This window comes from Paenibacillus sp. FSL H7-0940 (assembly GCF_037979415.1).
GTDB classification, from domain to species: domain Bacteria; phylum Bacillota; class Bacilli; order Paenibacillales; family Paenibacillaceae; genus Paenibacillus; species Paenibacillus amylolyticus.
Map to the genome: position 1 here is coordinate 4,802,575 of NZ_CP150280.1, position 24,161 is coordinate 4,826,735.

At 44.3% G+C, this 24,161-nt stretch carries 23 protein-coding genes and 1 pseudogene; 5 read left to right on the forward strand and 19 right to left on the reverse strand.

The window, feature by feature from the left end:
- Positions 1-125: 125 nt before the first annotated feature.
- Together MHB71_RS21110 and MHB71_RS21115 are read right to left on the reverse strand one after the other, a co-directional pair.
- On the reverse strand, positions 126-1,292 hold the full coding sequence (locus MHB71_RS21110) for a cobalamin-independent methionine synthase II family protein (RefSeq protein ID WP_150364496.1): 1,167 nt from the start codon (positions 1,290-1,292) through the stop codon (positions 126-128).
- A gap of 170 nt (positions 1,293-1,462) precedes the next feature.
- Entirely contained in the window at positions 1,463-2,032 is a 570-nt protein-coding gene (locus MHB71_RS21115) for a hypothetical protein (RefSeq protein WP_340019244.1), read from the reverse strand.
- A gap of 252 nt (positions 2,033-2,284) precedes the next feature.
- On the opposite strand from MHB71_RS21115, the gene MHB71_RS21120 reads away from it, so the two are divergent.
- Positions 2,285-3,340, forward strand: coding sequence for an ankyrin repeat domain-containing protein (locus MHB71_RS21120; RefSeq protein WP_340027578.1), 1,056 nt, complete (start codon positions 2,285-2,287; stop codon positions 3,338-3,340).
- Between the two features lie 89 nt (positions 3,341-3,429).
- Here the strand turns inward: MHB71_RS21120 and MHB71_RS21125 are convergent, their stop codons facing one another.
- Entirely contained in the window at positions 3,430-4,410 is a 981-nt protein-coding gene (locus MHB71_RS21125) for a tRNA-dihydrouridine synthase (RefSeq protein ID WP_340027579.1), read from the reverse strand.
- Between the two features lie 384 nt (positions 4,411-4,794).
- Here MHB71_RS21125 and MHB71_RS21130 point away from each other — a divergent pair, with 384 nt between their 5' ends.
- From MHB71_RS21130 to MHB71_RS21140, 3 genes are all read left to right on the forward strand, one after another.
- Positions 4,795-5,001 (forward strand): DUF2536 family protein, encoded by a 207-nt coding sequence (locus MHB71_RS21130; protein ID WP_076215046.1) that lies wholly within the window; start codon positions 4,795-4,797, stop codon positions 4,999-5,001.
- A gap of 298 nt (positions 5,002-5,299) precedes the next feature.
- Complete coding sequence (locus MHB71_RS21135; protein ID WP_340027580.1) at positions 5,300-6,181, forward strand: GNAT family N-acetyltransferase; 882 nt, start codon at positions 5,300-5,302, stop codon at positions 6,179-6,181.
- 284 nt (positions 6,182-6,465) lie between these two features.
- Positions 6,466-8,232, forward strand: coding sequence for a leucine-rich repeat domain-containing protein (locus MHB71_RS21140; protein ID WP_340027582.1), 1,767 nt, complete (start codon positions 6,466-6,468; stop codon positions 8,230-8,232).
- 75 nt (positions 8,233-8,307) lie between these two features.
- Here MHB71_RS21140 and MHB71_RS21145 read toward each other — a convergent pair whose 3' ends face one another.
- Entirely contained in the window at positions 8,308-8,889 is a 582-nt protein-coding gene (locus tag MHB71_RS21145) for a TetR/AcrR family transcriptional regulator (protein WP_340027583.1), read from the reverse strand.
- Between the two features lie 149 nt (positions 8,890-9,038).
- Between MHB71_RS21145 and MHB71_RS21150 the strand changes: the two genes are divergently transcribed.
- Positions 9,039-9,977, forward strand: a complete 939-nt coding sequence (locus MHB71_RS21150) for a 2-dehydropantoate 2-reductase N-terminal domain-containing protein (RefSeq protein ID WP_340027584.1) — start codon at positions 9,039-9,041, stop codon at positions 9,975-9,977.
- 125 nt (positions 9,978-10,102) lie between these two features.
- On the opposite strand, the pseudogene MHB71_RS21155 reads toward MHB71_RS21150, so the two are convergent.
- The 15 genes and pseudogenes from MHB71_RS21155 to MHB71_RS21225 all read right to left on the reverse strand — a co-directional run.
- A pseudogene (locus tag MHB71_RS21155) lies at positions 10,103-10,513 on the reverse strand (methyltransferase domain-containing protein); the annotation flags it as partial.
- Positions 10,440-10,724 carry an AIPR family protein gene (locus MHB71_RS21160; protein WP_340027585.1) on the reverse strand — a complete coding sequence of 95 codons (285 nt, stop codon included), beginning with the start codon at positions 10,722-10,724 and terminating at the stop codon, positions 10,440-10,442. The gene MHB71_RS21160 and the pseudogene MHB71_RS21155, both read right to left, overlap by 74 nt.
- A gap of 360 nt (positions 10,725-11,084) precedes the next feature.
- The gene (locus tag MHB71_RS21165) at positions 11,085-12,119 is read right to left on the reverse strand and encodes a hypothetical protein (RefSeq protein WP_340027586.1); all 1,035 of its coding nucleotides are present in this window, start codon (positions 12,117-12,119) and stop codon (positions 11,085-11,087) included.
- 46 nt (positions 12,120-12,165) lie between these two features.
- Positions 12,166-13,119 carry a class I SAM-dependent methyltransferase gene (locus tag MHB71_RS21170; RefSeq protein ID WP_051446948.1) on the reverse strand — a complete coding sequence of 318 codons (954 nt, stop codon included), beginning with the start codon at positions 13,117-13,119 and terminating at the stop codon, positions 12,166-12,168.
- Between the two features lie 5 nt (positions 13,120-13,124).
- Positions 13,125-13,973 carry an FkbM family methyltransferase gene (locus MHB71_RS21175; protein ID WP_340027587.1) on the reverse strand — a complete coding sequence of 283 codons (849 nt, stop codon included), beginning with the start codon at positions 13,971-13,973 and terminating at the stop codon, positions 13,125-13,127.
- Between the two features lie 40 nt (positions 13,974-14,013).
- A complete protein-coding gene (locus MHB71_RS21180; RefSeq protein WP_017690645.1) occupies positions 14,014-14,826 on the reverse strand; it encodes an ABC-2 family transporter protein in 813 nt (270 codons plus the stop codon).
- Positions 14,827-14,830: 4 nt separating this feature from the next.
- On the reverse strand, positions 14,831-15,640 hold the full coding sequence (locus MHB71_RS21185) for an ABC-2 family transporter protein (protein WP_017690646.1): 810 nt from the start codon (positions 15,638-15,640) through the stop codon (positions 14,831-14,833).
- Positions 15,618-16,622 carry an ATP-binding cassette domain-containing protein gene (locus MHB71_RS21190; protein ID WP_340027588.1) on the reverse strand — a complete coding sequence of 335 codons (1,005 nt, stop codon included), beginning with the start codon at positions 16,620-16,622 and terminating at the stop codon, positions 15,618-15,620. Before MHB71_RS21190 ends, MHB71_RS21185 begins: the two co-directional genes overlap by 23 nt.
- Positions 16,623-16,654: 32 nt before the next feature.
- Positions 16,655-17,833, reverse strand: coding sequence for a radical SAM protein (locus tag MHB71_RS21195; protein WP_076320024.1), 1,179 nt, complete (start codon positions 17,831-17,833; stop codon positions 16,655-16,657).
- Between the two features lie 43 nt (positions 17,834-17,876).
- The gene (locus tag MHB71_RS21200; RefSeq protein WP_076320025.1) at positions 17,877-18,971 is read right to left on the reverse strand and encodes a radical SAM protein; all 1,095 of its coding nucleotides are present in this window, start codon (positions 18,969-18,971) and stop codon (positions 17,877-17,879) included.
- Positions 18,972-18,998: 27 nt separating this feature from the next.
- The gene (locus tag MHB71_RS21205) at positions 18,999-20,114 is read right to left on the reverse strand and encodes a UDP-glucuronosyltransferase (RefSeq protein ID WP_339285470.1); all 1,116 of its coding nucleotides are present in this window, start codon (positions 20,112-20,114) and stop codon (positions 18,999-19,001) included.
- A 44-nt stretch (positions 20,115-20,158) separates the two neighbouring features.
- Entirely contained in the window at positions 20,159-21,517 is a 1,359-nt protein-coding gene (locus tag MHB71_RS21210) for a hypothetical protein (RefSeq protein WP_340027589.1), read from the reverse strand.
- Positions 21,514-21,765 (reverse strand): acyl carrier protein, encoded by a 252-nt coding sequence (locus MHB71_RS21215; RefSeq protein WP_017690652.1) that lies wholly within the window; start codon positions 21,763-21,765, stop codon positions 21,514-21,516. The genes MHB71_RS21210 and MHB71_RS21215 overlap by 4 nt, the downstream gene beginning before the upstream one ends.
- 13 nt (positions 21,766-21,778) lie before the next feature.
- Positions 21,779-22,720: an NAD-dependent epimerase/dehydratase family protein gene (locus MHB71_RS21220; RefSeq protein WP_308737410.1), complete on the reverse strand. Its 942-nt coding sequence runs from the start codon at positions 22,718-22,720 to the stop codon at positions 21,779-21,781.
- A 377-nt stretch (positions 22,721-23,097) separates the two neighbouring features.
- Entirely contained in the window at positions 23,098-24,153 is a 1,056-nt protein-coding gene (locus MHB71_RS21225; RefSeq protein WP_340027590.1) for a hypothetical protein, read from the reverse strand.
- Positions 24,154-24,161 lie beyond the last annotated feature (8 nt).

Sequence of the window (24,161 nt, forward strand, 5' to 3'; positions counted from 1 at the left end):
CCACAACAAATACGGCGGCTTCTCCCTGGATAGATTCCAGAGGAAAAGTCGCCGTTTCATTATCGTGCATAACACTATTGATCGAGCAATGTATTTATAAGGTCACAATACATTCAGCTTAAATTCTAGACGGTGCTGCCCCAATATTGCTTTGCAATCTTCTGCCCTTGATCAATCTTCGCCCATTGCTGAGCTTCGCTTAATTCGTTACCGCCATCACAAGATGCAAAGCCGCATTGGTGAGACAACAACAGCCGATCCTTATCGATGATTTTGGAAGCTTCGTCCAGCAAACGGACAACACGTGCTTCATCATCGAGTGTACTCGTTTTGGATGACAACAGACCCAGTACAATTTCCGTTTCAGGTCTGTCCTTGAACACTTCCAGAGCTTCAATTGAACCCGCACGATCATCATCCCACTCCAGGAAGAAACGGTCATACTTCAATTGCTTCAGGAACAGATTCGCAATTTTGGCATACGATCCACCACCCATGTTGCGGGAATCATAATTGCCGCGGCAGTTATGTGTCCACATTTTCAAGCCAAGGCTATGACCAAAGTCAATCACGGTATTATTAATATCAATGAATTCAGTTGCGAGACCTGATACTTCATCTTGATTAATATGTTCCCCTGTAAAAGGAGAGTTCGGGTTGTCGTCTGCAAACAGTTCCCACAAGCAATCATCGAATTGCAGAATTTTACCGCCCACTGCAGCGAATTCCTCCACGAATTCCTTATACGCGATCACAAGACCCTCTTTGAGCTCCTGTATGTTTTGATATACAGCATCCGTACCGCCAATGTTATCTGACCAGGAAAGCTCACCGAAAATATGGGAAGGAGACGGTACGCAAAGTTTCGTTTGTTGCTCGCCAGCCGTGTCTTGCAGTTGTTGGAACAGTTGAATGAAATGATGGTTCTTTCCACTCAATTTATCAGTGATGCGCAGTCCAATATCTTTGCGTGTTTCATATTTCGAAGTTCCGTCCACATCTCTGAAAAAATAGCCGTGATCCGCGATGTAACGCTTCACTCCGCCAAATCCCCATACAAAGTCCAGATGCCACATCGATTTGGAGAATTCGCCATCGGTAACCACGGACAAGTTATGTTCGATTTCCTTAGCGACAACTTGTTTGATTGCCTCCGTCTCACACTTCTCATATCCTTCGTAGTTTTCATAGAACGGATATTGGATATCATCATTATGTTCAATTTGCGTTTTATATTTCAGCAGCTCATCCGGCCGCAATAAACTTCCTACGATCTGGAACTTATCAGTCATGTAAAAAACCCCCTCGTTGTATACAATGATCATATCACGCTGAGAGCAGTTAGAAGGGATACTAAAAAACCATAACTGGTTATAGTTAAAAGCTATATCCACTTATTAGACAGATTTCAGTGAAACCTTCACCGACACAGTGTACCTCTATCCGTGAACGTTATTCAATTTCACACCGTACGACGACGCAGTTCATAAAAATACTGAACGGCTGGATGCTTTAATTTGACCTGCTTCGACATATTTAGAATTCGCTTTTTGCCAACTCGTCTGTCCATTAAAGCCAGAATATTAAACAAGATATCCTTGCTCTCCAGATTATCCTCTATAGAAGTGGATAAATACGTCGTAGCTGCAACGGTAAAATTCGATTTACTAAGTGCGGTCTGAGCCAACAAAAGCTCTTTGGCATGTACGGAGATTTTTCTACTTCTTGCCATGACTTGAAGACGATCCTCGGGAATGGGTCCTTTGGAATCTTTTCTGATAGCTTCAATCTCTTCATCGCTCACAGGAATCATGATTTCCGGGTCGCTCTTGATCTCCTGCTCTGACTGATACCATCGAATTGGGGTTGTAGTATCACTCATGTTGAGTACATTCTTTTTATCTACAGTAATATAACAATTGCCTGATTTATCAGGTGAATAGCTATAGCTGGTGGCACGGTACTCCACCCTTCCAACTAACGCAGGACTAAGAAAACTCTCCAGTTGTTGCTTCAATTTACTCCAGGACATAGATCCTCCTATTATCAAAAGCCTACCGCATGAATTACGGCGATCATTTCAAATATTTTTCAATCCGTCTCCAGTATCAACATTCATCTAAATTATAACATAGCAAACCAAATGGATGATGGAAGAAACCCAGTTATTGGTTTTAAAATCCCCTATGTGATAAAATTGCAGAAAATTATCTACTTACTATTAAATCGTCATAGCCTACCATTGGAACATACGTTGTTATTCACAAAGGAGAGGAAGAGTGTAATGGCTACGAAGAAAGCAACCTTACCTGCTCATATGGAAAAACTCGTTAAAGATAATGATATCGCTACCGTAAAAGAGGTTTTCGAGCAATGCGAATGGGATGCCCGCGGGGGCTACAGCAAAGGTACGACCCTCAGCTTTCGTCAAATATCGGATGAATTGGTTCGTTGGCTGGTAGAGCAAGGGGCAGATATTAATGCACGCGACAAATATCAACGCACGCCTTTACATGCCCATGCCTCACACTGGTCAGGAAATGTACCCCTGTTCCTTGAATTAGGTGCGGATCTGGACGCTGTGGATTACCAAAATGAAACACCGTTACATGCAGCAGTCAATGGGTATCGAACCAAAGTGGTTCAAGAGTTGGTAAACCAAGGCGCTACGATTAACGTAGAAAATAAACAGGGAAATACGCCATTAGCTAAGGGGTTAGCCAATTGCAGGAATAGCGATATAGTCAGTCTGGCAGAGATTGCCGCAATTCTGCTGAATGCCGGAGCATCGGTCACCCCCGATATGAAAGAATCGGTGAAGCGGATCGGTAAGGATTTTGAATTCGTCCGTGAGAAGTTCAATAAGGACAAGGTCGATGAAGTTTCAGACGCGCTGATCAAACTGTACCCGTTATTTGATGTTGAGCCGGTAGCGAATCGGATCATACACGATGGGACTACTCCCATTCAGGTAAAGGCAACCACCTGGACCAAACAGCACCAAGAGCTGTGGGAATATCTCATTCCCGCCCAAGGCCACGCTCAAACGGTGCAGGGAGAGGTCATCCGCATCACAGGACGTGTGTCCCATGAAGTATTGGATAATGGCGGTGGAAACTGGGATGCGGAGTATCGCAAGATGCTGGATGCACTGATTCGTCACCTGGGCTCTGGTACGCCACTCGCCCCGGCACTTCTCCAAGAGGCAGCAGACTTGGTCAGCAGACTTCACAATGGATACGATTTTGATGCGCCCGCCAGATTATCCGAGTTGGCTGTGTTATGGGTGCTTGCCAATCCTCAGCCGGTGGCTATGGAGAAGCCTGCGTATACGCGTTAAACAGCAAAGCAAAAAAGAAGCGGAAAAGTTACCGCTTCTTTTTTTGCTATTAATCTACCTGAATCATACTCCGTATCCATGATTACGTCTTACTCTACTCCCACCTGTTCATTACTTTCAAACTCATTGAGCAATTCGCGTACTTTAGAAGTGGTTTTGGCGTTCATCAAGCTGTTTCTCAGCTCACTAGCACCGCGGAAGCCACGAACATAGATTTTGAAAAACCGGGCCAGCGGGCTGAACGAACGTGGTTCAAGCTCGGAATATTGATCATGGAGATCCAGATGCAGCCGTAGCAAATCAAGCAATTCCGTGCTGCTGTGTTCCTTCGGCTTCTTCTCAAAAGCAAACGGATTCTGGAAAATACCGCGTCCAATCATAATGCCATCCACGCCATATTGCTCAGCTAGTCTCAGGCCCGTCTCACGGTCAGGAATATCCCCGTTAATCGTCAGCAGTGTATTGGGCGCTATCTCATCACGAAGCTTCTTAATCTCCGGAATCAGTTCCCAGTGAGCATCTACTTTGCTCATTTCTTCTCTTGTCCGCAGGTGAATGGACAGATTCACAATGTCCTGTTGCAAGATATGGGTTAACCAGTCACGCCATTCGTCTACCTCAGTAAATCCGAGACGCGTTTTTACACTGACCGGCAGCCCCCCGGCTTTCGCCGCCTGAATAATCTCCGCCGCAAGGGCTGGCCGGCAGATCAATCCACTTCCTTTTCCATTCTCGGCTACATTCGCTACCGGACAACCCATATTGATATCGATGCCTTTAAAGCCTTCCTTTGCCATACCGATACTCATCTCACGAAAGAATTCCGGTTTATCTCCCCAGATATGAGCCACAATCGGCTGTTCATCCGCTGTAAATGTCAGACGCCCGCGCACACTATGGTGCCCCTCCGGGTGACAATAACTCTCTGTGTTCGCAAACTCCGTAAAAAACACATCCGGTCTTCCCGCTTCACCTACGACATGCCGAAACACAACATCCGTCACATCTTCCATGGGTGCCAGTATAAAAAATGGTCGTGGCAATTCACGCCAAAAGTTTTCCTTTGTCATCTCAAAAGCTCCTCTATACATTCCAGGACAATCTTTGTCCTCATTAATAGTTAAAATAGTAAACCTCGTAACTCATGCATCTGCTGGCCTATCCTTTACATGATCATTCGCAGTTTCGTTGCAATTCACATTATGCTGTCCTTGCTTCTTCACTTATACCATGCAAATGAACTTCCTTCAAACAGCAGTATCTGTTATTACTTCCATTAGATCTTCAGATTAATGGAAGTGCGATGATCTCGAAATTGCTCTTTCCCGATTTTATCACGTCTCTATTAGATTTTCAGCCCGATTGCACTTGCCGAACTGGAAAAGCTCCTCTAGAATGAAGCTCGACAGGCTTTTAACCTGCAAATCGAGATTTTAAGGAGGCCTGAATGATATATGGAAATTTCACTGGATATGATCAAAGACAAAGTCGAATGTTTGCAGGCTTATGACTTCCGTGAACTCGAACGAGCGATCGAAGAGCGAATCGGAATGAACAAAGCATTAATGCTGCGCGTGAAGCAAGTTCAGCATCAAGTCACGTTTGACCCTTTTCGCAACAAGATGTTATATAGTGCAATCGTGCATTTTAACGTAGATTAATAGACCAAGATTTTTAATAGTGAAAAACAGTTCACTGACGCAATTGCATTTAAGCATATCCTATAAAGCATGCAAAAAAAGAAGACGCGAATTTGCTCGCGTCTCTTTCCATATCAAACTCCACTTTCTCTTGTTAAAACTCCTGCTTAACCAATATCGCCAGGTTTGTTTAAAATGCGTTGTTAAGAGAGGATTTTTGTCACCTGCAATTGTCACCTGCAATCATATTTTATATAGTTAAATACGGGATCGTACCACTGTACAAACAGTCACTTTTGAAGATTAAGGGGAGAATACCATGCAAGAATTAATATTTATGAAGAATTATAAAAACAATGAAGTACTGCGCAAGAGTTTTTTCGAGCTTGCTGTCAACACGTTTGAGATCAATTTTGAAGATTGGTATCAACAAGGATACTGGGGCGAGCGTTACATCCCTTATTCATATGTCGATGGAGACCAGGTTATTGCCAACGTTTCTGTTAACATCCTTGAGCTCATCATTCACGGTGAGAAGAAAAAAGCGATTCAAATCGGCACGGTGATGACACATCCTGATTATCGGGGAAAAGGACTCTCCACACGTTTAATGAATAAAGTTTTAGAGGAATACGAGAACAAGTACGATTACATGTACCTTTTTGCCAATGAATCGGTGCTTGATTTTTATCCCAAGTTTGGATTTAATCCTGTGGAAGAACATCTTTTTTCAATGAATTATACGGCAAAAAAATCACCCGAGCCTGCGAACATCCGAAAACTAAATGTAACTAACGCGGAGGATTTACGTCTTATTCAAAAATTGGCATCGGAAAGATTGCCTGTTTCTCAGCATTTCGCAACCCATCATGCTCAAGGAATACTCATGTTTTATTGCCTGAATGTCTTTAGTGATGATATTTATTACTTGGAAAACGAAAACGTCATTGTTATTTATCAGAAAGAAGACAATCATATTGAGCTCTTCGACGTTGTTAGCTTAAACGAAATGAATATGAAAGATATATTGGATAAGATTGCAGATGAAGATACAGAGAAAGTAACCTTTCATTTCACTCCAGATGCAACAGATGATATCGTTCTAAAAAGTTCGATCACCAATGAAGGTTTATTTGTAAGAACCCATGGTGAACATCTCTACCCTCTGCACGTTAAACATCCGATTACATCTATTGCTTGATGATTTATTTAATAAGACCTACCACCAGACCATACTTAAAAAAGATCAAAAAGGAGCAGGATTTCCCTGCTCCTTCGTTATGTGAAACTTCTTTCTCTCATCAAACGTAAATTCACAAGGTATAATGAAATCAGATGACCGTTCAGCATGATCTTATGACCATCATAATGAAGGAGGGGACATTCGTGGCGTTTATCCCGCTAAACTGCCCCAATTGCAACGGAAAAATCGAATACAAGAAGGATGAGGTTTTAAAGTGTCCCTATTGTGAAACAGAGCTTTTATTGAAGCAAAATCATGTGTATTACGTAGACCAGACCATTAATCATTACCACGGAACACCCCCTAAAGCACCGCTGAAGCAGACTGCCTCCGTAAAGGTAATGCTGATACTGATGTTAGTCCTAACTGGCGCGATCGGTACATATTTTTATTATAGCAACAGCTCCACCTATCCAAAAACAGAAGCCAATCTGCCTTTACGAAAGATGCCTGAAAGCGAGGTTCTGCTCTCATTTTTGCGAGATATCTTTGATAAAGGGGCCGCCTTGCCAACAGAGGAGGAATTGGCTCGTATTCGCTATTTAACCGTAGAGCATTCGGAGAATGATCAGTGGAAGTTTACATATAGCCTCTCCGATCCCTTCAGCGATGAACAGGCCGAGAAGATCACTTATATTACTCAGGACAAGAAACTGAATAGCCAGCGGATTGATCAGCGAGATTTTGAAGCTTTTAAGGGACTGACGGCATTGGACCTGACGAATACCTATGAAATATCCCAGACGGACCAAACCACTTTGGCCCATATGCCCGGATTAAAAAGTTATGGTGGCGCTTTTAACGAATCCTTTAGTACATTTTCGGGCTACTTTGGCGACAAGTCTAAAATTACGGAGCTTACCACTCAGCTTCGCAGCAATCAGGAATTGGCTATGTTGCTGGAATTCCCCAATCTGAACTCTTTATCCATTACCTATGTGGATGAGTCCGTAACAGATTTTCACTTGTTAAACCAATTGCCAATCAAGTCCCTGTCGCTCACCTTTGTCGATGAACTCGGATGGTTGTCGTCCATGACCGGGTTATCATCCTTGTCTATACAGTACAGTGAAACCACAGACCTGCAGCCGCTGTATGCCTTGACCCAGCTTCAGGAGCTTCAGTTGTCCTATTTAACGAACGTAAAGTCCATCGACTTTGTGCAAAATATGCCTGCTCTACAAACGTTAGATATTGAAAATGTAAACTTCTCCAGTCTGGAGCGCTTGACCGGCAAAAACTCTATTACCACACTACGCCTGGCTTCTCTAAGTGAGCTTGGCTCGGTAAAGGCCATAAACAGTCTGCCCTCTTTGCGGGAATTAACGTTGTCCGGCTACTACGAGAATGCAGAAGCGCTGACACTGCCTAAAGTAGAGCGAGTGGAAATTCCAAGCTCCTTTCTCCCCGGGCTAAAGGCCCCGGTTACAACCAGTCTGACGCTCCGTGGCGGAAGTGGGGAATTGAACTTGGCTGCGCTGGGGAAATTCCCGAAACTGGAGCAACTCTCGCTCTGGGAGATCGATGAAATAACCCGTCTTGCCGCCCTGGACGGCTTGTCCCGCCTAGAGACCTTAAACATTTACGACTCGTCACTGTTCAAGGAAAGCGATGCCTTATTTCGTTTGAAGCAGGTGAAATCTCTGGTGTGCTACGAGTGTAGGCTGAACTTTGAACAAAAGGCGGCCGCGAAGAACAGCGTACTTGAACATTTGACCTTAAATCAGTCATATTTTAGCATGAACAATACCTCTGTTACTGAAGTTGACCAAATAATGCCTTACTTTGCCAACATGTCCGCTCTACGTACCTTCACTCTGCAAGACAGCAATTTGGCTTCTCTCGAATTCATGAGCAACTGGCAGGCCATAGAAGAGCTTCATCTCGAGAACAATGCCATTTCCAATATAGAGACCCTTAGCCAGCTGCCTAATCTGCAAAAGGTATATCTATCCGGTAATTCCGTACAAAACAAATCCGTGCTTGGCGCGAGTGTGCATGTGTATTAGACAAGAAGGGGTTCGAGAATTATGTATAAATTCTCGAACCCCTTATGTTTATGTTTAGCTTTCTAACCATCATCGCTACACTCCTGAACGCTGCGGATTGACCGTGCCAAAGATATGATACGGTGTTATCCCCTTTGAAAATAGACTATCGATCAGTTTGATCAATTCCTCCGACGATAGATCTTTGTCGTTGCGTATCCAAAGACGAAACATAGATATTAATGTTGAAATGTAAAACTCAATGATATATTGTGCCAAGACATCATCTGTTGGAAAATCCACAATCAATCGCTCAAAGGGAATTTCTCTTTTCAAGCGTTCCACAAAATGAACAGAACCATAGTCGCCCAATATAGCTTTAAGAACTGAAATCTCCTCTGCATTTTCTAAGCATTGAAGTGCATCTTGAATAGTATGTGTAGAAAACTCTCTGCCTGCCATTTCCTCCTTAATGGATTTCAAAATACGCTCCTCAACGCAGTCCAACAACTCATAGATATCTGTAAAGTATTGATAAAATGTACTCCGATTATATCCTGATTGGTTAGCAATCTCTTGAATAGATATTTTTTCGATGGGTTTTTGGCTATATAAATCGCAGAATACATTTATGAATGTCTGCCTTGTTTTGTCCGTAATTTCAGGTTGCTTTTTCATTATTTTCCTCCGTTTGCTGTTCGATCAATTATCCGACAGATATTAAAAATCTGATGGTTGATGACCGTATAGTGAATCAATACAATAATATTATACAACACGTTGTTGGATCATCAACAAGGATGAATATTGATTATTAGGAGGCTAAGATGAGAATTTTATTTTTCGGTAGAGGTGTAATATCGACCCAATACGCGTGGGCTTTCGAAAAGGCAGGCCACACCGTTGAGTTTTACGTTAGAAAAGGGAGAAAAGAAACCTTCGGAAGTCATATAGCGCTTGAAATGTGGGACGCACGAAGAGCGAAACGGTTAATCAAGGAAAACTGGAAAGTCAAGCTGCATGAGGAGATAAGCCCAAATTACGATCTTATTATTGCGAGTGTCAATACGAAACAACTTCCCGAAGCAGCACAATTACTATCGACTACCGCGGGTAACACCCCGATCCTTATATTCAATAATATTTGGCAGGATTTAAAATCATCGATCTTGCCCTTGTCTATGAACAATGTTGTCTTTGGTTTCCCAGGAGCAGGAGGCGGCATTGAGGACAATAAGCTTAGGGGCGGCTTCTTAAAAACGATATTTCTGGAAAAACCACGTGTAGGCACGGAACAGATAAACAACAAGGTCAAAGAACTATTTGAAAGCGCCCATTTTAAAATCAATTGGATAAAGGATATGCAAAGCTGGCTATGGAATCACTTTGCCGTGAATGCGGCGATGGAGACCGAGGTGTTAAAACGGGGAAGTTTTCCAGCACTTATGAATCATCGTGACTCATTCGCAAATGTTGGTAAGAATATGCGGGAAATGGCACCTGTACTTAAAGCAAGAGGCGCAAAGATGGACGCGATTACTCTACTGTTGACCAAAATTCCATCAGCACTTCTCGGCACGCTGTTTAACAAGGTTATTTTTACAAAGGGCAGCTTACCGCGACTTTTCATTGAATACAACAATAGTAAAGCCGGTTTTGCAGTACTTGAAGTTGTGAGAGAAGCAAAAAAGTTAGGTATACCTTTGCCACGCCTTACCTTGGCATTAGAAAACATTGAACAACACACAGCTATTAAAAACGGATAAACTGAAAAATTGGATATTGTTCAGACCAACATCAACTCTACTAATGGTTATAACAACTATAGCCCGAGCTTTAGAAGCTTCGGGCAAAGTAATTTATTAAAACAGGTAAATGTAGCTTCAAAACACTATACCCTAACCAACATCACTACACTATCCACATGCACCGTATGTGGGAACATATCCACCGGCGTTACCTCAACCGTGCGATATCCACCATCCTCAAGCACACGAAGATCACGTGCCAACGTACTCGGATTACAGCTCACATACACCACTCGCTCCGGCTTCATCTCCAGGATCGTTTCAAGTAAAAGTGGATCACAGCCCTTGCGCGGTGGATCAACTACGATCACATCAGCTTCAATACCTTGTTCTTTCTAGCATAGAATACCTTCCTCGGATGCGCCAACTTCGAACTTCACGTTACACATCTCGTTCAAGAACGCATTGCTGCGAGCATCTTCAATCGCTTCGGGCACGATCTCCACCCCGTACACCTGATCCGCATGTTGCGCCAGGAAAAGAGAGATCGTTCCACTCTGTGATGTAATCTGCGACAGAAGCAAAGCTATACTGCGCCCCCTTGGATACAACATCTGGCTTTTTAATCCAAGAATTTTCACTCTTAGATAGAGAGGTTTTTTCAATGAGTTGAGTTTTCGGATTTTCGAGCTGAAATTTAGTTTTTTCTGTTTTTGTCAGATATGCCTGTTCGATGAGATATTCTCCACTTACTCTTTTATACATAGATCTTTACAAGATCATCACCTGTCATAAATGAAAGATAAGACGGCCTCGTTGATACTAACGGGACACGGTAGTTCAGAGGGGAAAAGAAAAAGAGGGGTTAATTTCCCCTCTTTGCTATTTTCGCCAATACATCTCAACTATTAGTCTTTCCTGACCAACAGTGAGTAACACTCTACATGACTAGTGTGCTGTAACAAAATCAAAACAAAAAAACGGCATCTCTGCCGTTTGTGTTTAAAGTGTTGATGCAGACAGCGGCGGCGGCTTCTCTGTTCGCGGCGGTTTTCATACGATGAAAAGACACATGCACAGTATGCCTGTTGATGCGGCTCATTTCTAGCAATATTAGATGTGATTTTACCTGAAAGCCTTTAACATTAAAAATAATTGATTATTAAAATGTACTTCATTCGTATATATTTTTGTAAATAAACCAATGCACTTGTCTATGATTTCCCCAGTGAACTTTTGGGACATGATGGCTTTATTCGAATAGATCCTTACTGTCTTCCAGTCATGAATAATTTGGTCCAATAACGGGTCAAGCGTATGTTTTGCATTGATATGATCAATGTTGTACTTATAGAGAGTATTTAACCTGTATTTCTCAGAACATTTCCTATAAATAGTACTGCTCAATGTTTCTATAATCGTTTCATTTTTTATAATGAGCTCGTAATTTTCTGCCAACAACCGTATATTATTCAAACTTTCCGTTATTTCATTTTGATACCTGCACATATTTTCTACGAATGTATTGATGGTTGTGTGTGCTAAATTCTTATTGTTCAAGATCTCATGATTACCGGGGGGCACTAGCGCATATTCCCAAAAGTAGTCTGGCATCTTTACGTGTTCCGAAGTCATACATGACCATTTAAATTCTGAAAATGGCAGAGAATATTGTCTGTATTCTGTAATATCATCAACCGTATATATTTCCTCGTTCGTAAGATTGAAGCCATAGACAAAAACAGGGTGCAGTCCATGTTTTTGGTTATAGTAAAAGTCTCTCCCGCGTTGATAAAATAAATCAATAAATATGGAAATCGGATGACCACTTGAAATAGAGTTTATGATCTCATCTTGTAACGTATCTAGTTCAGGGGATTTTTTACGAATAGAGATCCCCATTTCCTCAAGGATCTGATCTCCCTCCTCAAGATCCAACACCTCTAACTTGAAATATCCTCTTGTTTGTATTTTTTGTTTATCAAATCTATAAATACTAATAACATTATTCAAAATCGGCAACTCATCTTTTTTAAAATATCTGGCAAGCGTTAACAACAAATTATAGCCGCAATTAAAATAAGGAAAATTATGATGAGGATACATTTTTGTCATGCCGTCGAAGGGCTGAAAGGTGTCCAGGGAAATAATTTCTTCCATACAATATTTCTCCTATACTAAAATTATTGTTGATATTACGGCTATATTACCTCTTAACAAGGTTCATCATACGGTATTGCCGCGTTCCAGCCTTCATCTCTTCATATTTCTTTGAGCCGGGCAATGCGATGAATTCATTGATATCTCCAATATTCGTGCTCGCTTTGGCGTTGCTCGCGATCCCTTGTGTGCCAGTACGCTGCTTCGCACTCTCATCACATGATAGAAGAACATTCGAAGTCACATCCTGATTGCGGATTACAGACAGGCCTGCTTCCTCTAACAGCCTGATGTTCTGCGCTACCTGATCTCCCAGCATCAGCTCCGTATACAGAAATACGCCGCCAACTCTCATTATCCGGTACACCTCTTCATAGAATCGTGATCGGTTCGGATAGGCATGTGCGGATTCTATATTTAACACCACATCGAAGCTCTCGTCTGCAAACGGTATATTCTCCGCATCACCGACGAGATACAAAGATTCACCCCCTCGGGATTTGGCATTGCAATAGGCAATATTCGCCGGGCAGATGTCGAGACCGACAATAGACAGCGGCTTGAAATATTTAGACAGAGCTGCTATGTTCCCTCCCCTGCCGCATCCGATGTCGATCACCTGCCGCTCCCGAATCGCCGTCCTGCCCACTGTCTCAAGCAGCAGCTTGACCGAGTTTCTATTCCATGCATCGTCGGGCTCGATCACCGCATGTTGCTCATTCCCGTGCGGGACGTAACCATAATTTAAGAAGGTGGCGAATCGGCCTATACCGGACAGCGCAAGAGAGTGCGAAATCTCGCTATAATCCCGAATTTCAGCCTCTTTCCGGTTCCATTCGGAAGGGTGGACAAACTGCTCACGCCGGTCGAGCATCGATACATAACGGTCATCGTTCGTATATACCGCATCGCAGCTGCAGCATTGCAGCAATGCCTCCGACTGGACCAGCACGCCCTTGCAGCTGGAGCATACCAACCTTGCATGTAGATGTTGTAGCATGACTATCACCCAGCCGACGTATGCATTTGATTCAACGCGTACACATTATAGTAATTTGGGATATTCAAATCTTCGTAGTAATCGATCACGGCATAGAAGCCGTAGGTTTGGAAGATGTTCTCGAGCCTGCTGATCTGCTCTCCGTCCAGTCCGTGTACCTCCATTACAATTTGCCTGATTTTGCTCCAATCTTCCGGTTGGATTCCTTCCAGCACCTCGAACTCACTTTTTTCCACGTCGATTTTGAGCAGATCAATTTGGTTCAGATCATAAAAACGGATCATATCGGAGATCGTAGTTAGCTTGCAACGATAGATTTGTTCATTCAGAAGCTTCGGCGACATAAGATGATCGACAAAGCGGTTTAGCATTCGCCGGTCAGCGAAATTATCTTCGTAATGGTTGATTAACCCGTATCGGAGATCTTGATCGTGTTTCTCCCTGTATTTGATCTGGACAGAGTCCGTGGACATCGTAGGAAAATAGGCAAACTCCGCTTCCTTGATCTCATTGGAAAGCCCGACGTTAACCGTCGTTACGCGAGGCAGCGAGTTTGTATTCATCTTCAAGAGTTTAAACGTCGGAGGCAGTGGCTCAAAGGCATACACCCTGCAGTCGCTCTTGCTGCTGACATATAGGCTGAACATGCCGATATTAGCCCCGACATCCAGGACCGTGCCATGATCCGGAAGCGTAATCCCGTGCTTGAAATACATCTCCTTGTGGAAAATCTCGTTGTAGAGAAACTCGGTCTCTCCTTCGTTATTTTGATAGATTTCAATCCCGTTGTGCAGCCGTTTTTTTGTAATGGCCTCTGTCTGCAATGGATGACGCTCATGCTCCGTCCTGCTCATTCAATTCACCTTCTCAACAATTTGTTTGTAGGGCATTTCTCTAACTGCTGGCGCTTTCATAGCGTTTGACGGCCAGCTTCCAGAACAGCCTGACCACTAGAAGCGATATAACGGGAGCTACAAAAATCCATATCCCAAGGAACAAGTCCAATCGATCAATCAAATAAACCGACGGCATGTTGGTGATGAACAAGATCGGCACGACATACAGCCCAATTCTCCGCAGCCATTTGGGGTATATGTACATCGGCATATTGTTTAAATCCCAACATTTGTCGAGTATTTCGAAGATCGAACCGGACTTCACCGTCCAGAAGGCAAGGATTTGCGGAAGTAGAAGCACCGAATAGGTCACGATCGTGCTACTCAAGATCACGCCGATATATCCGGCCACGTGGATCAAGCTTGGCTCGATGTCAAGACGCCGCCAAGCCAGTACGATCATCGTGATCCCGGCGATCAGGTTCGGGATCGGAAACGCGAAGTTAACGTGCCGGAATGAAATCATGAACTGCAGCGAAAGCGGCTTCGTCATATACAAGTCCAGCGTCCCGTTGCGGATATGGCCGGCGAATCTATAAAAGTTATCCATAAACAGTCCTGTATAGATTGCGATCATAATCGTATAGGTCCCCGTGAAGATCAACATCTGGTCAGGAGAAATGCCATTGATTTCGATCCCGAGCTGGAAAACGAACAAGATATAGATAAGTTTGGAAAACAGAAATACGGTCTCCATGATCAAACCGGAGTAGAAATTCGCTTTGTATTCCATGTAACCGACCAAGCTGTTCTTTGCGAAAATAAAGAACATACGTACATGCTTCCGAAACTCCGTCAAGCTGATACTCACAGATCTAACCTCCAACGGCTACATATTTCCTCATCCCGGAATCCCACGACAACTTCGAAATCATCATAAGCACAATTACCCAGACCGCTTGTAAGAGGAGTCCGCGCACGATTTCATGAATCGCCATGCTCCCATTGATGATGTTAACCGGGAAGAATACGACATATTGAAACGGTAAATAGCTGGAGATTCTGGCAAACGTATCTCCGAAAATATTAAGCGGAAAGATGGCACCACTTAGCAGATAGACGCCTTGATTGAACGCGATATAAACGCCCCACACCTCGGTAATGATGAACGCGAGAGCACTAATCGAATAAAAAAGCAGGAAGTTGATGAGCAGTCCGAACAGAATGCTGACCAGGAACATAACGATCTGCACCCCTCTAAGCTGAAACCCCCAAATCTGAGTAAAAACGATCATCAGTATGACGAATAAGACAAGGACGACCCCGATCTGGACCGTTTTCCCACCGAAAAAATTGCATATCCGATAGCTGAAATAATGAATGGGCTGAGCGATAAATTTGCTCAGTCCACCCGTCTTGATATCATTCGCGATTTCCCCTTCGAAGCCGGCAGAAACCAGCTTGGAGACGACGCCGGACAACACGGAATAAATGATGATCTGTGAATAAGTATAGCCATTAATAATCTCTTGCGGCGAACTGCGAAACACGGCCGTCCAGAGGAAGCATTGGACGAGAATGATGAAGCCGCCGCTGATGATACTCATAAAGAAATCGGTCCGATACTCCATCGCATTCTGAAGCGCTAGGATGTACGTCCTTTTATACTTCTGTAAGGCTTTCATGTCTGACCCCATCTTTCTGATACAAGCTTTCGATGCCTCGCTCGACAGGTATATCTTCAACTGTGAAATCGAGGATCGGGAACCGGTCCAGCATCATCTTGGAAAGCCGCTGAAGGTCATGCTTATCGATCTCCATGACGGCATTCATGCCGTCATGTTGCATGATAGCGCCATAGTCGCTTAGCGCTTGCCTCGGCACTTCGTCCGTAAATTGCAGCTTGATGATCTTTTTTGCATGAAACAGCTCGTTCACACGCCGAAGATCGCCGTCGTATACGATCTTCCCTTGATTGATGATGATTGTTCGTTTGCATAAATCCTCAATATCCGCCATATAGTGGCTTGTCAGAATGACCGTTGCTTTCGTCTGCTGGTTATAATACTTCAGGAACTCCCGAATGCGCTTCTGCGAAATCAGATCGAGTCCGATTGTAGGCTCATCCAGAAAAATCACCTTAGGCCGGTGGATGAGCGACGCAATTAGCTCCATCTTCATCCGTTCCCCCAGCGAAAGCCTACGTACCTGAATATTGAGCAGATCTTTAACATCAAGCATCTCCGTAAGCTCATCCAGGACAAGGTTGTAGGGCTTATCCTCGACCTCATAAATGCATTTGTTCAGGTACAACGATTCGTTCGCCGGTAAATCCCACCACAACTGCGATTTCTGCCCCATCACGATCGAGAACTGCATCTTGAAATCTTTTTTTCGCTCCCAAGGGACATAGCCTAATACCGTCGCTTGCCCGCTTGTCGGATACAAGATGCCGGACAACATCTTAAGCGTAGTTGTTTTGCCGGAACCGTTCGGGCCTAAGAATCCGACCATCTCGCCTTGCTCGATTACAAGTGATATCTCGCTAACCGCTTCTTTGATCAGTGATTTCCGCTTCACTAAATTTTTTAGCGATTTTTTGAACCCCAATTCTTTTTCGTAGTAATTGAAGCTTTTGGATAAGTGTTCCACTTGGATAATACTCACTGGTTCACCTCATTTATGCTCATGTAGAATAGTTAAACACCGTGCAAATGCAAGACACTGCACTTGGAACATGCCGGTGTCAGTCGTTCATCCATCATTTCCCTTATCCTTCTGTAGGTCATGCCGTGCCATAATTCCTGTACGGACGCTTCATTTAATTTGCCGATCTCGAACTCTTTGAAAAATTTGCACGCAACAATCGTTCCATCGGGCGTAATATCCATCCGGTTCGAGAGAGCCAGGCACTTCTTGTTCATCGTGCCTTTACTCTTCACCTCTTTGCCGAGCACGAAATCTTCGATCTGGTCATAATCCAGATTCGGCTGGTAGCGTAAACGCATTTTCCAGACCCGATTATTCACCCGGTCCAACTCGCTCATCAAAGCAGGGATACGCTCCGGATCGAGCTTGTAGTTAAAGGCGTGCCAGCTTCGTTCGCCCTTGTGCTCGCTCGCCGCAAGGAAGTCGAACTTCTGGTCAAAGTAATCGTCCATTCCCTGCGTGCACTCGTCCGAGATGTACCACGGGAAACAGACCATGACCATATCTACACCGACGCCCTCCAGAAAGTCCAACAGATCGTACAGCTTGTCGGTCATAGCATCGTTAACGACGGTATGGATCGTAATTTTGCCCTTGAATCGGTTTTCCTTGCGCAGCTCGACTAGCATCCGAATAGCATCTATCGCCTTGTTGAATACCCCTTTGCCGCGAAGCGCATCATTCTCTTCTTCGAATCCATCAAGTGCAATGAGCAGCTCCAGGTTGTCGGAGATTCTCAGCAAGGCGTCCAGCTTTCGCTCGATCAGCATCGCGTTCGTGCAGATCGTCGTCTCGCGAGGATGGGCTTCAAGCAAATCGGCCAAACGGTCGAAATGGCTGTATACGAGCGGCTCGCCGCCCCAGATATAGAGTCTCGACTTGGCTGGTTCCGTCTCGAGGATCAGCTTCTCCAGCAGCCCGTAGTCGAGCTGTTCCCGCTGCTGCTCCGGTGTCATAAAGTGATGATAGCCTGTGTCGTTCCATTGATAGCAATGCTTGCAGCGCAAGTTGCATTGGTTCGTCAGTTTAATCCCGACCGACTCTGGCAACGGTGTCGCGTAACCCGCTATTTTCTCCATGTTCCGCTTGGTTTCCACCGTATTCTTGATAGTACGTTTCAATATTTGCAAATCCTTTGGGGAACGTTTAATCTCTGATTTCGGATTCATATCAACACCACCCTTCTTAAACCTATTAGGTCATTCACATGAATCAATAGATATAATACCTTGAACAAGCCGTACAAATCGGAAGCATATTTTTTTTCATATACGCGCGATAATCTTTGTACTTGTCACTACTCCAGATATCCAGCAAACTCTCTTCGTTCACGTTGCCAAAGGTCAGATCATAGAAGGCATGGCAGGGAGAAACGTCGCCCCTTGCCGTAATCTCCGCATAAACCCATGGAAGGGAGCACCGATTCCGTTTATCAGCCATCTGATGGAATTGCCCCGAGAAATAGTTGCTCAAATTTTGTTCATCTATCGTCTTCGGATAGGTGATCACATGGATGCTGTTTTTCAAGCAATACGCTTTAACATTATTGAGCTGTCTCGTCAATTCCGGAATATCGATCTGGCTGAACGAACTGGTGTCACGCCACACCATCCCCTTGGCATAAGGAGCTTCATGAACGTCGAATTTGTCACTAAGAACCTTCACATATTGGGCATACTGCTCTTCCGTTGCATAGAGTTGCACTTCCATGCTGATATGGTCCAACATTGACAAGTCGATATGCTTAAAGAAAAATTCCTCAACGTACATATAGTTCAAGGGCGTAATGATAAAGGATACACCCATTTTCGGAAATTGCTTGCCCTTGCTTTCCCGAAGCTCATAAAGCTTCTCGATCCCCTTGATTACTTTCTTGAATACGCCTTTGCCTCTCTGCTTATCGTTGATTTCCTCAGGGCCGTCGAGCGACATCCAGATCTTATTTGGAGCAGTCTCGACAAGCATCTCGGCATGCTGCTCAAGCAATGTGCCGTTCGTGGGGAAGTCCGCTTTACTTCCATAGTGATTGATCATGGCGAGAATGTCGCTCAGCCAAGGGTACATCAGCGGCTCGCCGCCGAAGAAATCGTAATACGGCTTGCCCGGGCTGCACTCGACGATGATCTTTTTAATGAGATCCGGATCCAGATGCGCTAACGTTTTTTTGCTTTTGTAGGGCCCTTCGAGTCCCCACTCATAGCACATCTTGCATCGTAAATTACACTCCTCCAACAGCTGCATGACGATCCATCTCGGATAGCTTGTCTTTGTCTTATCTTGGGCGACACTCAATTTGTTTACGCTCATCGCATAACCCCTTCTGCCATTGAAATCTTACCCCTTCGTTAACGCGACTCTCGCACAATAATGATCCACATAATTCGTCCGTTCTCTGGGTCTGTTCATGATCGCTTGATGCATCTCCCTAAGGACCTCTACGGAAAAATCCATCTCCCGCCACTTCTCGTAGCGTATTCCGAACCCCAGTGATTCCCACAATTCCAAATTGCTAAGCTCGTGACTTCCGAACGGCTCCAGCAGAATAAGAGGGGTTTCGGATGCAAGCGAGTCGATTAATGTGCCCGCTCCCGGCTTGGCCACGATAGCCATCGCCTCCGAAGCGATATCGAATAACCAATGATGATCAACCTCAGCGGCGTATGACTTCGTGTCTTCTCCCGTTATTTCGATGTATGGCGGAAACTCGTGCAGGCCGTTCGCACTCTTCACCCATGCACACCATTCCGGATCATTCATCCAATATCGGTGATCGGGATCGGGCTTCGCTTCCTTCCAATCGTAAGCTACGATATCAAGCCCATAGTTATGGGAGGCAAGCTCTGGAATTGTACTTTGATAAGTGCCCATCCCCCAGCCGCCGCCATGAACAACAAGCCGCCGCTTCCTTGAGTCGAAGGGCAGTGCCGTACGATGAAGAACCGGGATTTCGCATCGAATCTCCATCTTGTCGGTGTCATAGAGACAAGCATTGTAATAATACTCGTCATAGCTAGGATGAAACTTCTTCAAGCTCTTCCAAGACGGGGCCAGATCTGAATCGACGTAGAGCAGGTCTACATGAATTTGATTCGGCAGCATCTTCTCCCTATACAAATCCAGAATATAGATCCAGTGTCCGGATAACGATATGAATTCGTACCGCTCTTCCGCTTTCCACGCCTCCAGCAATAGCTCGACCTGGGCATAATCAATGCTGCCCCGGATATCCATCGGCATTCGGGCCGATAAATTGGCAAGTGCGAAATTATTGTGGTAAGCCTTTCTGCTGTCTACAATATGATCCATCTTGTCTTGCTCCAAATAGCTTTCGAACACGAGCACTTCCGTCGCGATATCCCTTTTCTCGAAATCACTTGCAGCTAACAGGCCGGGAATATAGAAACCCAGACCGAAACCCGAGCATAGAATCGTCACTTTCCGCTCACCCATAAAATTTCTTCCTCCATTCATGGCTTCAAGCGCTTCGGACTGCATCAGCGGGCGATCTTGAAGGATAACGACGACAGCACCTCATTAACCTTAGTGGTCAATCGTTCGTTATCCCATTCCCCTTCGATCAACGAATAATATAATCTGCCTTTCACCTGCTTATTCCGGATCCCCTTGCACTCGCTGACGACTTTGTTAATAAAGAGCGTATTCGCGCTTAAAGGTAAAATACCGAATCCTCGATCAGGCTTATATAGAACACCCTCGCGGTCCAGCGATTCAAGCAATTGATCGAATGATACATCGCATGCAAACTGTAAAGTCGCATGTGTCATGCTCCCGGCCGTGTCGTGCTTCTTCAGGTAGCGGTCAACGTAATGCTTGATCAGACTCATCGATCTTCTTGCATTCACCTCAACAATCGGAACGATGCGGCCGTCTGTCAACAGCATAGAATCGACGCATACGTCGCCGTGATAACCCGACCGATAAAGCTCGCGAGCCGCCCGTTTCATTACATCAAAATACTTCGCTTCCTGCAGCATATGAAGCAACCTATCGTCTGCTGTATAGGAGCCTTGGTAAGCGAAATTGTGATTGACCAACTGCTGCACTGAGATATGTCGGTAAGTGCCGTCCGGATCGATGTGGAATTGGCAAGAAAAATCCAATTCCTTGCGGAGGAACGGCTCAATAATAAACCGAACCGTTTTTCCCTTGCTGCACTGATCGGCGACATAGGATGTGACTCGCTGCAAAATCGCTTCCGACTCGATCAGCAAATTCCCTTTCCCGGATACCCCAAACTCATCTTTGATCAGGAAGGGGCCTTGATTCAGCAAAGTCAAGCCGCTTGCCAGCAGCTCTTCGGGAGAATAGACCGTCTGGCTGTCACACCGAAGATCAAGGCGACGGTTCAATTCGGTTGAATACAGCTTCGAATTGACAGTCTGAACCGTTTCGATAGCTGGAAAATCCTGTTCCAGCCCGTAACGCGCTGCAGTACGATCCACCCCCGGAATGACGGCAAAGGGGGACAACTGGGCGCCGTCCAGCAAGTAGAGATCCATGTCACCCATTCGATCGGCTGATGTGAGCAGGTCGAATATATTGGCGGTTCTGCCTACGCTTCCTACATCAGGACTCTCGAGATCGGTTGAATTGGAAAGAAATTTAAATCCGATCTCATGCAAATACGCTTTATGGCAAACGTTCATTCGATAGCGAGTAATGAGCTTATCCTGCGCCTCGCAAAATGGGAAGAGCAGCTCATCCATGGCCATCACGATATTCTCCATTTCAGGATCGTGAAACGACGGCAGTTTGGCTAGATTAGGGTCGCGCCAGAAGCGTTCCGCGTCAAATGTCCCGATAATGAGCTCGAACTTGCGTCTATCGTTCATACAGGCGCTGTTTTCTGCAGCTCCGAGATATAATTGCAGAAGGTCGTTACCGACTCCATAAGATTGAAGTCGAATTGTTCAAAATCGATTTCAATACCGAAACGCTCTTCCACCTGTAGTACAAAAGTAATTAGCTGTAAAGAGTCCAATCCCCCGTCTTCCATGATGTTCGAATGCTCGTTCAAACTGTTTGCCAGTTGGGCGTCTTCCTTGATTTCGCATATCAACGCTATGATCTGTTCTTGCATAGGTACCTCCCGTTTAATGGATATATTGACCCTGGTAATAATGGATCGTTCTAGCGAGTGCATCATGCAAACTGATCGCCGGTTCCCAGTCCATAATCGTCCTTGAAATGGTAATATCCGGCTTCCTTCTCCTTGGATCGTCTTCCGGCAGCGGGAGAAACTCTAACTGCGCGTTGGACTTCATTAGCTCCTTCAATATTTGGGCGACTTCAAGTATGGTGACTTCCTCCGGATTCCCCAAATTGACTGGCTGTTCATACGTGGTGCTCAGCAGTCTCACAATCCCTTCCAGCAAATCGTCGATATACTGAAAGCTTCTCGTCTGTCTGCCGTCGCCATAAATCGTAAGGTTTTGCTTGGACATGATTTCATTAATGAAATTGGTAATGACGCGTCCGTCATTTAAATCCATCTTCGGGCCGAATGTATTGAAGATCCGAATGACCCTTACCGGTATACCGTATTTCCTGTTCATCCAGTAGGTGATCGCCTCTGCATACCGCTTCGCTTCGTTGTAGCAGCTTCTTGCTCCAACCGAATTCACGTTGCCATAGTAGCTTTCCGGCTGAGGGTGAACAGTTGGGTTACCGTAGATCTCGCTTGTTGAAGCCAAGAAGAAAGCAGCCTGCTTTTCTTTGGCCAGATACAGCAGATGCATCGTCCCTTCGCTGTTGACCCTCATCGTTTCGATCGGATAGGACAAATATTTGGGCGGACTGGCAGGACTGGCAAAATGCATCACCCAATCGACAGGGCCTTCAATTGCGAGCGGATAAATGACGTCATGCTCGATAAACTTGAAATTGGGCGACCGTAAGAGATTGTCTATGTTGACAGTAGACCCGGTCAGAAAATTATCGACGCCGATAACGGTATGGCCTTCCCGCAGCAGCCTCTCGGCAAGGTTGGAACCGATGAAGCCTGCGACTCCTGTTAATACAATGAATATTATGATCCCCCCCCTTGCTTAAGGTTTGTGAAACCACTATTAATTCAATCGAACAGATATGGTTCTATGCATGAATCACAAGATGTTGGGTCAAATACCAGGAGAGATTCTTGAGGTGAGTGGATTCGCTGTGGTTGTGCCGGAAAAAAGCGCTTGAAGCAATGCGGATCGTTGAAAGACAAGAAGGCAATAGGCTGTCAGCAAACGGAATCTTTAATACAAGAGCAACGGTTTGGCTTACTCAACACGCTGTCTCCCAACGATTATAATCCCGGCATCACTCCTTCCATAAATATGCCCGGATCACCACGGGCTTCGCGCTAAAGCTTCTATTCGGGTGCAAGAAGAGATATCCACAACTGACATCATCTGCTCCCTCAACATTACTGAATAACTACCTTCTTCAGCCATCGTTCAAGGAATATGGATTCTTCATTTTCTATATTCGTAATCAGCGTTTGTAAGCTTTCGGAAATACTCGTATCCTTTGTCAAATTATATTTAATCGCTAGATTCACAAGGATCTTTGCCTGAAGTTCAATAGCTGTGAATTCATCTATATGCTCTTGATTTAATTCAATTAAATGCTGATTATCGTACAAGTACTTGAATCTTAGCGTCATTATCTTCTTATGATCATAAATTAAATGAAAGGGTCTTATATCAAGCATAGCCTTATTTTCCAATGTCTCTTTCACATAATTAAATAGAGTTGTGTATATTTGCATGCCGAAGTCAAGATTATCCCTGTCGCCCCCATAGTTGAACATCTGCCAATACTCCGGCGTTTGCTTAGTGAAATAATTTCTTATAGAATTCACTAGGGTATCTGCACTGAATTTATCCTGATATTGATCATTGAATCTATACAGATAAACCATTTTTCTAAGATAATCATGATTGGTTGTTAGATGATTCGTGTCGAACGCAAGATTGAAATCAGTAAATGATATCTCAGCCTGACTATACACCCCGTTCTTAAAAAAATCGGAAACATACAACATCTCTCTATCCAAATCATAGCCGTAAACAAATATGTCATGATGCAATTGAAGTCTATTATAGCGATCGCTTAGGGGCACGTAGAAATAATTGACCATGGTGTGGACATAGTTATTAGCATTAATATTTTCTATAATAAAATGAATAACAGAGTCCCATTTAGTTGTTACAGTATCTCTATGTATCTTTTGAGTAGTAATCCATTTGCACGCATCCGAAGGCCGCAGCTCATAAGTCAGAGGGAAATAAAAATCTCCCCAATGGTGTTTATAATCTTTGTTAATAAATAATTGAATATAATTGCTAAATATCCATGGGTGTGCGCACTCGTAATGGGTAAGTATGGACAAGAGATGAGCATGTTGCGTATATGTTGTAATCATCGGATAACTGACCGGCAATATTTTTCTGCCTAACGTTTGAGTTGAATTCTTCAACCTTTCGT